We start from the raw sequence: 14,031 nt of genomic DNA, 5'->3' as shown, positions 1-14,031 counted from the left end.
AAACCCTAACAACTCGTCACTCCGATACGTTGCCTCGGTAGCCGTCCGCGTCGAGCAATTCGGCCAAACCGCTGGCCAGGGCGTCGGCGTCGACCTCGAGTTCGACCAGCCAGCCGGCGCCGTACGGATCGGAGTTCACCAGCTCCGGGCTGCCCTCCAGGTCGCCGTTCACCGCAACGACTTTCGCGGTCAGCGGGGCGTACAGGTCCGACAGCGATTTGGTCGATTCCACCTCGCCGAAGGACTCACCCGCGGTCACTTCGGCGCCGACGTCGGGCAACTGCACGAATACGACGTCACCCAGTGCGGACTGGGCGTAATCGGTGATGCCGACCCGCACGGTGGTGTCACCGGTGCGCTGCACCCATTCATGCTCGGCGGTGTACTGCAGATCGGCTGGGATTTCGCTCACTGCGCTCCTTTGACTGCGAACTCGGGCGGGCACTGCTCATTTGACTGGCTGAGCGTATTGGCGTGGTTTCGGTTGCCGCAAGGCGGTCACCTCGACGGGGTCGGATTGGACGACCTTCATCGTGCCGCCGACCCGCTCCACGCTGTCGATCGCGCCGCCCGGGATGTTCATCGCGGCGGCCAGCGTCGGCGGATCGCCAATGGCCAGAACCGAATACGGCGGGCCCAGCGTGGTGCTGTCGATCATCAGTGCGCCGGGTGACCCGACCACCCAGGTATCCACCCCCACCCGGACCGCGCCATTGCCTCCGCCGCCGGTCCCGACCTGCATCGCCTCCGCGCCGGCCGCCCGCAATTCGTTGATCACGTCGAGCATCGTTTCGGCGGACACACCACGTGCGGCATCGTCGATGGTGATGGTCACGCCGGGCCCGGTCGCGGCGACCGTGCCGATCAGGATGGACAGCGCCGCCAGCCGGGATTGTGCGTTCTCGATGGCGGCCTGGTCGCTGCTGCCCGAGGCTTGCAGTGCCGCCAGCGTCCGCTGTAGATCGGCGACCTCGGTGTTCAGCGCGGCCTCCCGCTGCTGCAGGGAATCCAGCAGCACCAGCAGATCCGCGGGCCGCGCCGTCTCCAGCGAGTCGCCCGACTCGGTCTGGCGCACCTGGGTGACGATCGCGACGCCGAGAAGCAGCACCAGCAGCGCGGCCAGCGCCCCGAACATCCGCTGCGACCGGGTGCGGCGTTTGCGCGGCTCGGCGCCGGGCTCCCGCTCGTGCCGGCCATGATGCGGCTCATGGTCGTCGGACACCGTCAGGCCCCGAACAGCCGGCGCCGCAAGGCGGCCGCGTTGCCGAAGATGCGGATGCCGAGCACGACGATGATCGCGGTGGACAACTGGGTGCCGACGCCGAGTTGATCGCCGACATAGACGATCAACGCGGCCACCAGCACGTTGAAGACGAACGACACCACGAAGACCTTCGCGTCGAAGATCCGTTCCAGGTAGGCGCGCAGCCCGCCGAACACCGCGTCCAGTGCCGCCACCACCGCGATGGGCAGGTACGGCTGGATCGCGTCGGGCACGCTGGGATGGAACACCACACCCAGCACGATGCCGACGACCAGTGCGGCTACCCCGATCATGACTGTCCTTGCATCTACGGCCCAATCTCCTTGGCGAAGCGCAGGTCTCGCACCGAACTGGCCGCGACGGTGAGCGCTTCGCCGGTACTGACCGTCACGCCGACGCCGTAGGACTGCTCCAGCAGCGCCAGCCGCTGCCGTCCCGTGCTGTGGCCGAACGCATCCTGCATGGCGTGCGGCGGGCCGATCGCGATGAGGGAATAGGGGCTACTGATGGGCTGATTATCGACCAGGATGCCGCCGCCGGCCTGCCGGATGGTGACATTCGGACCGATTCGCACCCCGCCGACGGCGATCGCCTCGGCACCGCTGACCCACAGCGAGTTGACCACCAGTTGCAGATCGCGGTCCAGGATCACCTGGCGGTTGCCGGCGACCCGCTGCTTGGACACATCGGTGAGATCGCGTGTCACGCCCGGATCGGTGACGACCACGGTCACCCCGGGCCCGATCACCGGTGTCGCGGCCGCCGCGAACGCGTCCCGGTCGAGTTCGGCCAACAGTGCGCGCCCTCGTTCGTCGCCGGCAAGCCGGCTGCGGCGCTCGCCCTCCAGCCGTGAGCTCAGCGCGTCGCGACCGGCGGTCAGCGCATCGGACCGGGTCTCGGCGGCCCGCACGCTGCCGGCCAGGACCTGCTGGGTCTGCCGGTTGACCGGCGCCACCGACTGGGCCTGTGCCACCGCCACCGCGAACACCGCCGCGATGGCGAACCCGGCCACCAGCTGCCAGGCCCAGCCCGGCGAGCGAGTGGCACCCTGCGCCCGTCGTTGCGCGGCGGCGGCATATCCGGGATCGAGGTGATCGGTCAGCAGCGACCGCAGCAGCGACGGCAACGGAATGCGTTGCGGCGCATCCGCTTCGTGCGCGTTGAGCCCCACGTGGGGATCGAACCCGCCGAGCGAGCGCGACGGATCAACCACGCCGCACCACCAGCACCACTTGGAACAGATAGAGCACGCCCGACCACAGATACAGCGCCATCCCCCAGATCAGGAAGGCCCACCCGATGGCCAGCACCACCCGGCTCCACAGCGCGTCGAACTGGCCGAGCAGCACCAGCGGAAAACCCGACATGAGCGCGAAGGTGGCTGCCTTGCCGAGGTAAGTGACCGGCAGCGCCGTCAGGCCGTGCCGGCGCAGCACCGGCAGGGTCGCGGCCAGCGCCAGGTCCCGCCCGATCAAGGTGGCGACGAACCACCACGGCACCGTCCCGGCGGCCGCCAAAGCCAGCGGTATCACCAGCATGTAGATGCGGTCCACCGCGGGATCGAGCAACTCCCCCAGTCGCGACGACTGGTTGTCGAACAGCCGGGCGATCTTGCCGTCGGCCCAGTCGGAGAATCCACTGAACATCAGCACCGCCACCGCGAACCCGTTGGCGTGCAGCACCAGAAGCAGGTACAGGAACACCGGCACCAGCGCCAGCCGCAGCACACTGAGCGCGTTGGGGATGGTCAGCACCCGATCGGAGTTGCCCTGCGGTGCGGTGCTCCCCATGGGGGTCAACCTAGCGGAACACGCCAGGCAGGCTCAGCGCCGACATGGCGTTGTCGGCCAGCGGATCGTCGTGGATCATGTACGTCCACGTCGAGGTCGGCCGGGCCAACCGGGAAAGGTCCAGCCCCACTTCACCGTCGACGATATTGGCGGTATCGAAGGTCTGCTGGGCCGCTTCGATGGCATCGGCGGCCAGCGAGGCGAACGCGTCGACGGCCATCCGGTGGAATTCGTCGAGTGGGCTCTGATTGCCCAGCGCGCGCAGGCTGATGCTCTCCCGGATGTCGGCCAGATAGGCCAGGTGGTCGGCCCAGCCGCGGTCCAGGTGGTACAGCATGATGAGCCGGGCGATCTCTTCCAGCCGCTCCTGCGACACCTGCGCGGCGATCTGCTCGTAGCGCTTGGGTGAACGCTCGGCGAGCTCCTCGCGGGCCGCGTCGGTGGTCAGCAGTGTGTTGCGGCGGTCCACCAGGATGGCCCGCTGTTGCGCGGTCAGCTGGTTGTAGCGCCATGTATTGGCATGCAGGTCAAGGAGTTTGCCCTCGGCCACCCGCTGGGCGTGATCGAGCAGCGCGGCGGCCTTGGGGCTGGTGATCCGGCCGTCCTGGTCGATCTGCAGCGGCAGCTTGTTGGGCTCCAGGTGGGCGACCACCACGTCGTCCTCCCAGCTGGAGAAGAACACCGACGAACCCGGGTCGCCCTGGCGCCCGGCCCGGCCACGCAGCTGATTGTCCAGCCGTTCGGTGTAGTGCCTGCCCGTGCCGATCACGTGCAGCCCACCCAGTTCGGCGACCGGATCGTGTTCGGACTCATCCGAACCGCCCAACCGGATATCGGTACCGCGCCCGGCCATCTGGGTGGACACGGTCACGGTGTTCAAGGTGCCGGCCTCGGCGATGACGGCGGCTTCCTCGGCATCGTTCTTGGCGTTCAGGACCACCGCGGGCACCCCGGCCTTCACCAGCCGCTCGTGCAGTTCCTCGGATTCGGCGACATCGCGGGTGCCCACCAGGATGGGCTGGCCGGTCGCGTGCACCTCGGTGATGTGCTCGACGACGGCATCGTTCTTGGCCGCCGCGGTGATGTACACCCGATCCGACTCGTCCTCGCGGATGTTCGGGGTGTTCGGCGGGATGGGCGACACACCCAGCTTGTAGAACTGGCGCAGCTGCTCGCCTGCGGCCAGCGCGGTGCCGGTCATACCGCAGACCCTCGGGTAGCGGTTGATCAGCGCCTGCACGGTGATGGTGTCGAGCACCTCACCGGTCTCGGTGATGTCGATGCCCTCCTTGGCTTCGACCGCCGCCTGCAGGCCGTCGGGCCAGCGCTGCAGCGAGGCGATCCGCCCGCGCGACGCGTTGATCAGGTGCACGGCCTTGTCCCGCACGATGTAGTGCACATCCCGCTCCAGCAGCACGTGCGCGTGCAGCGCCACGTTCACCTCGGTGAGCGTGCTGCCGACATGCTGCTCGGAGTACAGGTCGATACCGCCGAGAGACGCCTCCAGCTTGCGCGCCCCGGTGTCGGTGAGCTGCACATTGCGCCGCTCGGCGTCGGTCTCGTAATCGGTGCCCGACTGGAGTTCGCCGACCAGACGGATGATCTCCAGCCGCGGGGTCTCCCGGTGTGAGGTGCCGGCCAGCACCAGTGGCACCAGCGCCTCGTCGACGAGCACCGAGTCGGCCTCGTCGATGAGCGCCACGTCGGGACTCGGCGACACCAGGTCGTCGACCGAGGTGACCAGCTGATCGCGCAGCACGTCGAAGCCGATTTCGTTGACCGAGCCGTAGGTGACGTCGCAGCCGTAGGCGTCGCGGCGCTGCGCCGGGGTGGACTCGGCGGTGATCCAGCCGATCGTCAGGCCCATCGCCTCCAGCAGCGGGCCCATCCATTCGGCGTCGCGCCGGGCCAGGTAGTCGTTGACGGAGATGACGTGGACCTTGCGTCCGGCGATCGCATACCCGGCCGCGGCGATGGCGCCGGCCAGGGTCTTGCCCTCACCGGTGGCCATCTCCACCACGTCGCCGGCCAGCATCCGGGAGGCGCCGAGCAGCTGAACGTCGAACGGCCGCAGGCCGATTGCTCGCTCAGCCGCCTCCCTGGCGATCGCCAGGAACTGCGGGATATCCGCCGACTCGGCCAGATCCTGGAGATTCAGCAGGCCACTGGCCTTGCGCAGCTGCTCGTCGTCCAGGCCGGCGGCCTTCTCGTCGAAGGCCTCCGACGCGCGCACCAGCGACATCGACTTGGCCTGGTCCTTGTCGGTGCTGGCGCCCAGCAGCTTCCAGAACCGGTTGCTCAGCCGTCCCTGCTTGGGTGCCTTGTCGGCTTTTGCGCTTTTGGGGGTCTTGGAACTCACAGCCACAGTCATACGGTACGCGGGGCCTGCGCCGGCGCCGACGGGGCTGACCACCCGCAAGCCGCCTTTCCCGGCTTGTAGCGGTACCTTGCCGGGATGGAGATGTTCACCCCGACGCTGGATTGGGGCGCCGAGCTACCGAAATCGCTGTGGTGGGTCGCGACCGTCTGGTTCTATACCGCGGTTCCGACCCTGATCGTGCTCGTGCTGATCGCCCGGTTCACCACCTGGGGCCGGCAGTTCTGGCGCATCACCGGCGGCTACTTCACCGGCCGGGACAGCATCCTGGTGTGGTTGTGGCTGTCCGGGCTGCTGCTGTCGGTGGTCATCGGCGTACGCCTGGATGTGCTCCTGAGCTACCAGGGCAACGACATGATGAGCGCGGCGCAGACGGCGTTCGAGGGAATCGGCGGCGGCGAACAGGCCGTCAAGGACTCCGGCGTCAGCGGGTTCTGGTGGGCGTGGGCGCACTTCGGTGTGCTCGCCACCGTGCACGTCGCGCGGATGATGCTCGACCTGTTCGTGACCCAGCGCTTCTTGATCCGCTGGCGGGCCTGGCTGACCGGCCATCTGACCGGCGACTGGCTCGACGGCAAGGCGTATTACCGCAGCCGGTTCATCGACGACACCATCGACAACCCGGACCAGCGCATCCAGTCCGATATCGACATCTTCACCAACGGGGCGGGCCCGCTGCCGGCCAACCCGAACACCTTGAGCGCGAACATGCTGTTGTTCGGCGCCATCGAGGCGATCGTGAGCGTGGGATCCTTCGCGGTCATCCTGTGGAACCTGTCCGGTGAGCTGACCATGTTCGGGGTCACCCTGCCGCGGGCGATGTTCTGGATCGGCATCGTCTATGTCGTGGTGGCCACCGTGATCGCGTTCTGGATCGGCCGGCCCCTCATCCAGTTGACCTTCAACAACGAGAAGTTCAACGCCGCGTTCCGGTACGCCCTGGTGCGGTTGCGCGACGCCGCCGAGTCGGTGGCCTTCTACCGCGGCGAGAACGCCGAGCGCGTGCAGTTGCGCCAGCGGTTCGCCCCGATCGTCGACAACTACAAACGCTTCATCAATCGTTCGGTGAAGTTCTACGGCTGGAACGTTTCGATCAGCCAGATCATTGTCCCTCTGCCGTGGATCATCCAGGCGCCGCGGATGTTCGCCGGACAGATCAAGCTCGGTGACATCTCCCAGACGTCCTCGGCATTCAGTCAGATCCAGGGCGGGCTGTCCTACTTCCGCAACACCTACGACCAGTTCGCCGGGTGGCGTGCCTCGATCATCCGGTTGCACGGCCTGGTGGTCGCCAACGAGGAGGGCCGGGCGCTGCCGGAACTTACCGCCGAGCCGAGCCGGAACTGCCTGGTCGAGCTCGACGGCATCGAGGTGCGCACCCCGATGGGCGAGTCCCTGGTCGAGGGTCTCGATCTGCAGCTGGAAAGCGGCGACACGCTGATCGTCACCGGCCGGTCCGGGGCGGGTAAGACGACCCTGTTGCGCAGCCTTGCCCAGCTGTGGCCGTTCGCCTCGGGCACGTTCCGCTACCCGCAGGCCGAGAACGAGACCATGTTCCTGTCCCAGATGCCGTACGTGCCCCTCGGCGATCTGCGGGCAGTGGTGTCCTACCCGCAGGAACCCGGCAGCATCCCCGACGAGCGGCTGCACTGGGCGCTGGAGAAGGTGTCGCTGCCGCAGTGCTCCAAGCGGCTGTCCGAGACGGCCGACTGGGTCAAGGTGCTCTCCCCCGGCGAGCAGCAGCGCATCGCGTTCGCCCGGGTGCTGCTGACCCGGCCGCGTGCGGTGTTCCTGGACGAGGCCACCTCCGCACTCGACGAGGGGCTGGAGTACACGATGTACTCCCTGATCCGGGCCGAACTCCCGGAGACGATCCTGGTCAGCGTCACCCACCGCAGCACGGTGGGCCAGCATCACGAGAAGCACCTGCATCTGCACGGCGGTGGGCGCTGGTCGCTCGGTGATGTGGACACCGCCGTCGAGGACTCGGTCACCCCCGTCTGAGGTCGCCGGTCGGGTAGCTTCCCGGCATGGAGATGTTCACCCAGTCCCTGGACTGGGGCAACGAGATCCTCGCGTCGCTGTGGTGGATCGCCAAGGCGTGGGCGATCAGCGCCGTGGCGATGGCCGCGGTGACGGTGTTGCTCGCCCGTCACACCGGTTGGGGCCGCCAATTCTGGCATGTCACCAAGGGATATTTCGTTGGGCGCCAAAGTATTCCGGTGTGGGCGATGGTCGGGGTGCTGCTGCTGTCGGTGATGGTCTCGGTCCGGATGGACGTGCTGTTCAGCTATTACGCCAACGACCAGTCCACCTCGCTGCAGGTCGCCTTCGAGGGCGCGGGGGCAGGCAACGACACGGTGCGCGACTCCGGTATCGACGGATTCTGGAAGTCGATCCTCCTGTTCGGCGGGCTGCTCGTCGCCGATATCACCCGCACCGTGCTGGACCTGTACCTGATGCAGCACTTCATTATCCGCTGGCGGGTATGGCTCACCGCGCACCTCACCGGGGACTGGCTCGGCGACCGGGCCTACTACCGCGGCCGGTTCCTGCCGGCTTTCGGGGGCGAGCCGATCGACAACCCCGATCAGCGCATCCAGCAGGACATCGATGTGTTCACCACCGGAACGGGGCCCGAGACCAACACCTTCACCGTCGGCACCGCGCAGACACTGGTATTCGGCACGGTGAACGCGGCGCTGTCCGTCGTCGCCTTCACCCCCATCCTGTGGAATCTGGCCGGGCCACTGTCCCTGTTCGGGGTGACGATCCCCAAAGCCCTGTTCTGGTTGGCACTGCTGTGGGTGGCGGTGACGACGGTGGTGGCGTTCTGGATCGGCAAGCCGATCATCGGGCTGACCTTTCGCAACGAACTCACCAACGCCGCGTTCCGCTACGCGCTGGTGCGCATCCGCGACGCCGCCGAAGCGGTCAGCCTGTACCGCGGTGAGGAGACCGAGCGGCGCACCCTGTCGACCCGGTTCGGCCGGATCATCGTGAACTACCGCAGACTCGTGCTGCGCGGCGTCGCCTTCATGGGCTGGAACCGCTCGGTCAGCCAGATCGTGTCACCGCTACCGCTGATCGTGCAGGCACCCCGGCTGTTCGCCGGTGAACTCAATCTCGGCGACGTCATGCAGTCGGCGGGGGCGTTCGGTTCGGTGCAGAGCTCGCTGAGCTTCTTCCGCGCCGTCTATGACTCGTTCGCCGGCTATCGGGCCGCCATCATCCGGCTGGACGGCTTGGTGACGGCCAACGAACAGGCAAGGGCGCTACCGCGATTGGCGGGGACGCTGAGCACCGACGGAGGTGTCGAGATCACGGACGTGTCGGTGCGTTCGCCGCACGGCGTCGCGCTGGTCAATGATCTCGAGCTGCGACTCGGCCCCGGCGACACGCTGGTCATCACCGGCCCGTCGGGCACCGGCAAGACGACGCTGCTGCGCAGTGTGGCCCAAATGTGGCCGTACGCTTCGGGTTCCGTCACCCATCCGGCCGAGACGATGGTCCTGTCGCAGTTGCCCTACGCGCCGCTCGGCGACCTGCGGGCGGTGGTCAGCTATCCCGCCCCCGCGGGCACGTTCGACGACGACGCGATCGTCGATGCGCTCGGCGCGGTTGTCCTCGGGCAGTTGGCGTCGCGGCTGGACGACGACTCCGACTGGGGCAAGGAACTGTCTCCCGGCGAACAGCAGCGCATCGGGTTCGCCCGGGTGCTGCTGGCCCGCCCGAAGGCGGTGTTCCTCGACGAGGCCACCTCGGCGCTGGATGCCGGTCAGGAGTTCGCGATGTACACCACGCTGCGTGAACGGCTGCCCGACACCGTCGTGGTCAGCGTCAGCCATCGCGACAGCGTGGACCGCCATCACCGGCAGCGGCTGGAGTTGCTCGGCGACGGCCGCTGGCGCCTGACGCCGCTCTAGGCCCGCCGCGCTGCGTGTTCTCCCGCCCGCCTCCCGAAAAACGATCCCTCGCCCAGCTGGGTACCGCTCGCGTACCCTTCGCCGTCCTGGGCGATGTTCGAGGCACACGCCCCGGCCGCGTACAGGCCGGGCACCGCGCTGCCGTCCTCACGCAGCACCTCGCCGTCCAGTGACACCGACAGCCCGCCCATGGTGAAACCGGAGTACATGGCGACCCCGAGCGACAGGTCGAACGCCGCGAACGGACCGGTGTCCTGGGCGGCGATGTAGTCGGGCTGCTTGTGGAAGTCGGGATCATCGCCGGTGGCGGCGCCCGCGTTGTAGCGACGCAGCGTCGCCGCCAGGTTGCCGGCCGGAATGCCCAGCGCCTCTTCGACTTCGGCGATGGTCTCGTACCCGTCGATGAACTTGATCAGTGGCATCTCGGGCATCTGCATGTGCGCCTCGTCGACGATCAGGTAGGCCTGCTGCTCGGGCTGACGCAGCACGAACGCCGAGGTGCGCGAATGGTAGGAGTCCTCGGCGACGAAGCGCTCACCCCGATTGTTGACGATCACCCCGGTGAGCAGGATCTCCGGCGGATACGCGGCCGCGGTGATGAACAGCCCGTCGAGGTTCTTGGCCACCCCGCCGGCGGACACGCCCAGCCCGATGCCCAGCCCGTCGTCGTGCGGGTTGCCCAGGATGTAGGGCTCGACCTCGCCGTGGTGCTTGGTCTTGCGCTTCTTGCCCAGCGCCGGAGTGTGCTCGGCGACCATCTCGGGGTTCATCGCGAACCCACCCGCGGCGATCACCACCGCCTGGGCCCGGACCGCGCCGGTGTCACCGAAGCTCTTCCAGGCCACCCCGGTCACGACGCCGTCGTCGACGATGAGGTTGGTCGCCCCCGTCTCGTAGCGGATTTCCACGCCGAGTTCGGCGGCCCGCTTCAGCAACAGCTGGATGACCATGTCGGCCCCGCCCAGCTCGCCGGGTACCGGCACGGAGTGTCCGCGCGGCGCGGGCTTGGCCTGCTCGCAGAACGGCCACACCTTCTCGTTGCCGGTGTAGGACAAACCCTCGGTGCCCGGCGGCACCACCACCTTGCCCGGATAGTAGCTGCGCTCGAACTGGAAACCAAGGGCCTCAAGCCAATTGAAGTGCTCCACGCTGCCGTCGCAGTAGGCGCGGATCTTGTCCAGCTCGGGATCCTTGGACACTGCGACCAGGTACTTGTACATCTCTTCGGCCGAATCCTGGTGACCGGTCGCCTGCTGCACCGCGGTGCCGCCGCCGAGATAGAAGTGGCCGCCGGCCATCGAGGTGGTGCCGCCGGCGGCGGCGGCGCGTTCCAGCACCAGCACCCGGGCTCCGGCGGCGGCGGCACTGACCGCCGCGCTGCCGCCCGCGATGCCGAAACCGACGACCACCACGTCGAATTCGCCGGACCAGTCGGTGACGGCGCCGGCATCGATGATGTCGGGGGTCTGAGTGCTCACGTGGTGTTCTCCTGTTTCACGTAGTCGAAGAAGGCCTGGATATCGGGTGGGATGAGGGCTATCTCGATGAACGGCACGCCGGCGTCGCCGGCGCCGACGTAGGCGAACCGCATCCCGCCGGGCATCACCCCGTGCGCGACGGCGGGGGCACCGTGCGCCTCGGCGTCGCGCAGGGCGGCATCGAAGGCCGCGGCGTCGGGCGCCCGGACGCAGATGTGGTGCAGGCCGGGTCCGGCGCTGTCGAGGAATTCGGTGTAGATGCTCTCCCCGCGCACCGGCGCGATCAGTTCCAGCTGGGTGTCCCCGGCGTAACTGAGCGAGATGTCGGCCACGAAGTCGGCCGGCGCGCCGCGGTGGGTGCAACCGTCGGGCCCGAAATGCACCGCGGGCATCCGGACCCATTTGCGCGCCCCGAGCAGTGCGGTCAGCACCGGTTCGGTCGCGTCCAGGTCGCGCGTCACCCACGCGATCTGGACAGGTGTCTGGTTGAGCATCGATGTGAGGATATCTCCACCGCGCCACCGTGGCTAGAACGTGTTCTAGTTTCGGGTCAAGGTGTCGAGCGCCAGCCGAATCTGACCGTCGAAGACGGGCCTGGCGTCGGTCAGGGTGTCGGGCCCGTACTGGCCGAACACCTCCAGGCTGATCGCGCCGATCAGCGTCGCCCAGACGAGCAGGCATTTGAGCAGCACCCGGTCGCCGCCGGGAAACCCGAACTCGGCGCGGACGGCCCGGAAGTCTTGCGACAGTGGTTGCGGCACAGCATCTTCCGGGTCGGGGATGTCACCCGCGGCGATCCCGGCGGCCACCACCCGGAGCAACCCGCCGATCACCCGGGTACCGGGACCCACGGTGATCTCGGCGGGCGCCCGGTACCCCGGCACCGGGCTGCCGTAGAGCAGCGCCCACCGCGCCGGCTGTTCGACCGCCCAGGCCCGGGTGGCATGGGCCATCGCCAGGGCTCGGTCCGTCCAGTCACCGCCGGGATCGGCGGCCTCGACCGCGTCGGCGAGTTCGCCGTAGGCGTCGACCAGTAGCAGGGTCAGCAGGTCGTCCCGGTTGGCGACGTAGCGGTAGACCGCCGAGGACACCATGCCGAGGTCTCGGGCAACGGCGCGCAGGGACAGTCCGGCCGCCCCGTCGGTGTCCAGATGCCGCCGCCCGACCTCGATGATCTGCGCCTGGATCCGGTCGCGCGCGTCCTGTCGCTTGCCCATCCGCCAAGTCTGACATAACCGAGATCACTGCTCTTGAATTATTCGGCGTGGCGCGGCAGGCTCGAAACAAGAGCACTGCTCTCTCAATTCGAAAGGACTTCCGATGACAACGCGTTACGACGAACCGAACCGCGCAGCCCGAGCGGCAAACGAGGTGTTCCGCCGGCTCGCCGAGGCAGGCATCAGCGTGGCGGGCACCCGCGCCCTGCGGGCCCGTGGCCGCCGCACCGGTCAATGGCACGGCGTGGTGGTCAACGTGCTCACCGTGGACGGGCGCGACTACCTGGTCTCACCGCGGGGCAACACCCAGTGGGCGCGTAACGCCCGGGCGGCCGGCTCGGTACAGACAGGTCCGTGGTTTCGCCGGCGGGAGGTACAAGCCGTCGAGGTGGCCGACGACGCCAAGCCCGAACTGATCCGGCGCTACCTCGATCGCTGGTTCTGGGAGGTCAAGAATCACATCGGCGGTTTGACGCCGGATTCCACCGACGCCGAACTGCGCGAGAAGACCGTCTCGATCCCGGTGTTCGAATTGATCGGCTGAATCGCGGTGGCCTCGATGATCTGCTGACCGGTGGACTGGAAGGAGACCGCGGCGGGCAGCTGGCCCCAGGTGCTGTTGAACAGGCCGATGATCACCGCCCGGCCATCTGCGGCGGGCACATACACCGGCCCGCCGGAATCACCCTTCTGGCTGACGACGCCGTTGGTCATGGTGAACCAGCCGTTGTTCACCGAGTCGATGGTGCCGCAGGTCTCGCCGGTGACGACGCCGAAGTGGCAGACCGTCTGGCCCGGCTTCTGCACGGCCAGCTCCGGATCCGACACCAGCGCACGCCCACCCGGCAGCACGTTGACCAGCTGGACGTCGGGGGCCAGCGCGATGGCCTCCCAGTCGGTGATCTGGTAGTCGGCGGTGATCGTGGTGCCGTCGGGGGTGTTGTCCCTGGACATGGTCACCACGCCGATCACGTTGCCCTCCCGGTCGGTGACCGGACCGTCGGCGCGGCAGTGGCCCGCCGTCAGGGCCGACCGCGACGGCATATCGACATAACCCAGCGTGCACAGCGTGGAGCCCTGCCGGATCTCCATACCCGGATAGACGGTGGGGCCGGTGGTGGCGGACGCCGGCGTCGCGGCCAGCATGACCGCCAGCGGCGCCGCGGCAACCAGGATGCTCAACAGGCGTGCGCGCATGATTTCCTCCCGATCACTGCACCCTCGGTGAGCCCGACGCTACCGGGATGCTGAGGTGTAGATCGGGTAACGGTCCGATCGCGTTACAACAACGCCGGCCGGGACTTCAACAATCCCGGCCGGCGTGTCGCGAACGAATAATTACGGGATCGTCAGCACCTGACCCGGGTGGATCAGATCCGGATTGGGCACCCCGCTGGCATCGGCGATGCGCTGGTACTGATTGCCGTCGCCGTAGAACCGCTCCGAGATCGCCCACAGCGTGTCACCGGAGACCACGGTGTAGGTGCGCGGTGCCGGCGGTGCGGGTTCGGGCTCCGGCGCGGGGGCAGGCACCTCGGGTGCGGGCGCCGCGGGCGCTTCGTCCGCCGCGAGTTCCACCTCGGGTTCCGGGGCGGGAGCGGCCGCGGCCGGTGGCGCCGGCGGCGCTTCGTCGGTGTTGGTGCCCGAGGACCACGCCACCCCGTCGAACCCGTACAGCACCAGGTTGCGGTCGTCCTGCAGGATCAGCCGCACATCCTTGGCACCCTTGGTGTCGGTATGCCACACCGGCTTGTCCGGGGTGTAGAGCACGAAGTTGCCATCGCCCTGCACCTCGGCGCGGACCACGTCTTGCCCGTTGGTCTCGGTGGACCACACGGCGGTGTCGCCGCTGTAGAGCACGAAGTTGCCGTCGTCCTGCAATGTCGCCCGGTAGGCGCCGTTCTCGGACGTCAGCGACTGGCCCCGTTCCAGCTTCTCGCCGTTGTGAAGTCTGTCGGTCATGCCGTTCTCCCCTCATT

The 14,031-nt window shown here is 68.1% G+C and carries 14 protein-coding genes; 3 read left to right on the top strand and 11 right to left on the bottom strand.

Going from position 1 to position 14,031, the window contains the following annotated elements; genetic code table 11:
• Positions 1-16: 16 nt before the first annotated feature.
• The 6 genes from gcvH to secA2 are packed head-to-tail and all read right to left on the bottom strand — an operon-like array spanning position 17 to position 5,413.
• Entirely contained in the window at positions 17-412 is a 396-nt protein-coding gene (gene gcvH / locus ACXPWS_RS14090) for a glycine cleavage system protein GcvH (RefSeq protein ID WP_458713005.1), read from the bottom strand.
• Positions 413-448: 36 nt separating this feature from the next.
• A complete protein-coding gene (locus tag ACXPWS_RS14085; RefSeq protein WP_458713539.1) occupies positions 449-1,228 on the bottom strand; it encodes a DUF881 domain-containing protein in 780 nt (259 codons plus the stop codon).
• Positions 1,225-1,557: a small basic family protein gene (locus ACXPWS_RS14080; RefSeq protein WP_458713004.1), complete on the bottom strand. Its 333-nt coding sequence runs from the start codon at positions 1,555-1,557 to the stop codon at positions 1,225-1,227. Before ACXPWS_RS14080 ends, ACXPWS_RS14085 begins: the two co-directional genes overlap by 4 nt.
• 14 nt (positions 1,558-1,571) lie before the next feature.
• A complete protein-coding gene (locus ACXPWS_RS14075) occupies positions 1,572-2,477 on the bottom strand; it encodes a DUF881 domain-containing protein (protein WP_458713003.1) in 906 nt (301 codons plus the stop codon).
• A complete protein-coding gene (locus ACXPWS_RS14070) occupies positions 2,470-3,054 on the bottom strand; it encodes a CDP-alcohol phosphatidyltransferase family protein (protein ID WP_458713002.1) in 585 nt (194 codons plus the stop codon). Before ACXPWS_RS14070 ends, ACXPWS_RS14075 begins: the two co-directional genes overlap by 8 nt.
• A gap of 10 nt (positions 3,055-3,064) precedes the next feature.
• Entirely contained in the window at positions 3,065-5,413 is a 2,349-nt protein-coding gene (secA2, locus tag ACXPWS_RS14065) for an accessory Sec system translocase SecA2 (protein WP_458713538.1), read from the bottom strand.
• Between the two features lie 96 nt (positions 5,414-5,509).
• On the opposite strand from secA2, the gene ACXPWS_RS14060 reads away from it, so the two are divergent.
• The gene (locus ACXPWS_RS14060) at positions 5,510-7,435 is read left to right on the top strand and encodes an ABC transporter ATP-binding protein/permease (RefSeq protein WP_458713001.1); all 1,926 of its coding nucleotides are present in this window, start codon (positions 5,510-5,512) and stop codon (positions 7,433-7,435) included.
• A gap of 26 nt (positions 7,436-7,461) precedes the next feature.
• Entirely contained in the window at positions 7,462-9,357 is a 1,896-nt protein-coding gene (locus tag ACXPWS_RS14055) for an ABC transporter ATP-binding protein/permease (RefSeq protein ID WP_458713000.1), read from the top strand.
• Here the strand turns inward: ACXPWS_RS14055 and ACXPWS_RS14050 are convergent.
• Genes ACXPWS_RS14050 through ACXPWS_RS14040 form a run of 3 tightly spaced genes read right to left on the bottom strand, consistent with a single transcriptional unit; the run spans position 9,354 to position 12,052 of the window.
• Positions 9,354-10,835 carry an FAD-binding protein gene (locus tag ACXPWS_RS14050; protein WP_458712999.1) on the bottom strand — a complete coding sequence of 494 codons (1,482 nt, stop codon included), beginning with the start codon at positions 10,833-10,835 and terminating at the stop codon, positions 9,354-9,356. The genes ACXPWS_RS14055 and ACXPWS_RS14050 overlap by 4 nt on opposite strands.
• The gene (locus tag ACXPWS_RS14045; protein WP_458712998.1) at positions 10,832-11,329 is read right to left on the bottom strand and encodes a VOC family protein; all 498 of its coding nucleotides are present in this window, start codon (positions 11,327-11,329) and stop codon (positions 10,832-10,834) included. The genes ACXPWS_RS14050 and ACXPWS_RS14045 overlap by 4 nt, the downstream gene beginning before the upstream one ends.
• 45 nt (positions 11,330-11,374) lie before the next feature.
• On the bottom strand, positions 11,375-12,052 hold the full coding sequence (locus tag ACXPWS_RS14040; protein WP_458712997.1) for a TetR/AcrR family transcriptional regulator: 678 nt from the start codon (positions 12,050-12,052) through the stop codon (positions 11,375-11,377).
• Between the two features lie 103 nt (positions 12,053-12,155).
• Here ACXPWS_RS14040 and ACXPWS_RS14035 point away from each other — a divergent pair, with 103 nt between their 5' ends.
• Entirely contained in the window at positions 12,156-12,596 is a 441-nt protein-coding gene (locus tag ACXPWS_RS14035) for a nitroreductase/quinone reductase family protein (RefSeq protein ID WP_458712996.1), read from the top strand.
• Here ACXPWS_RS14035 and ACXPWS_RS14030 read toward each other — a convergent pair.
• Together ACXPWS_RS14030 and ACXPWS_RS14025 are read right to left on the bottom strand one after the other, a co-directional pair.
• The gene (locus ACXPWS_RS14030) at positions 12,509-13,249 is read right to left on the bottom strand and encodes an Rv1815 family serine proteinase (RefSeq protein WP_458712995.1); all 741 of its coding nucleotides are present in this window, start codon (positions 13,247-13,249) and stop codon (positions 12,509-12,511) included. The two genes, ACXPWS_RS14035 and ACXPWS_RS14030, sit on opposite strands and share 88 nt — an antisense overlap.
• Positions 13,250-13,390: 141 nt before the next feature.
• A complete protein-coding gene (locus ACXPWS_RS14025) occupies positions 13,391-14,014 on the bottom strand; it encodes a LysM peptidoglycan-binding domain-containing protein (RefSeq protein ID WP_458712994.1) in 624 nt (207 codons plus the stop codon).
• Positions 14,015-14,031: the final 17 nt, after the last annotated feature.

This window comes from Mycobacterium sp. BMJ-28 (genome assembly GCF_054404835.1).
Note: the sequence above shows the minus strand (reverse complement) of the source record. Positions and strands in the feature narration are given on the sequence as shown.

Bases quoted from the DNA above. Each gene is read 5' to 3' on its own strand.
- ACXPWS_RS14040 (WP_458712997.1), bottom strand. From the start codon at position 12,052: ATGGGCAAGCGACAGGACGCGCGCGACCGGATCCAGGCGCAGATCATC.
- ACXPWS_RS14030 (WP_458712995.1), bottom strand. From the start codon at position 13,249: ATGCGCGCACGCCTGTTGAGCATCCTGGTTGCCGCGGCGCCGCTGGCG.
- ACXPWS_RS14045 (WP_458712998.1), bottom strand. From the start codon at position 11,329: ATGCTCAACCAGACACCTGTCCAGATCGCGTGGGTGACGCGCGACCTG.
- ACXPWS_RS14025 (WP_458712994.1), bottom strand. From the start codon at position 14,014: ATGACCGACAGACTTCACAACGGCGAGAAGCTGGAACGGGGCCAGTCG.
- ACXPWS_RS14070 (WP_458713002.1), bottom strand. From the start codon at position 3,054: ATGGGGAGCACCGCACCGCAGGGCAACTCCGATCGGGTGCTGACCATC.
- ACXPWS_RS14060 (WP_458713001.1), top strand. From the start codon at position 5,510: ATGGAGATGTTCACCCCGACGCTGGATTGGGGCGCCGAGCTACCGAAA.
- ACXPWS_RS14080 (WP_458713004.1), bottom strand. From the start codon at position 1,557: ATGATCGGGGTAGCCGCACTGGTCGTCGGCATCGTGCTGGGTGTGGTG.
- ACXPWS_RS14035 (WP_458712996.1), top strand. From the start codon at position 12,156: ATGACAACGCGTTACGACGAACCGAACCGCGCAGCCCGAGCGGCAAAC.
- ACXPWS_RS14055 (WP_458713000.1), top strand. From the start codon at position 7,462: ATGGAGATGTTCACCCAGTCCCTGGACTGGGGCAACGAGATCCTCGCG.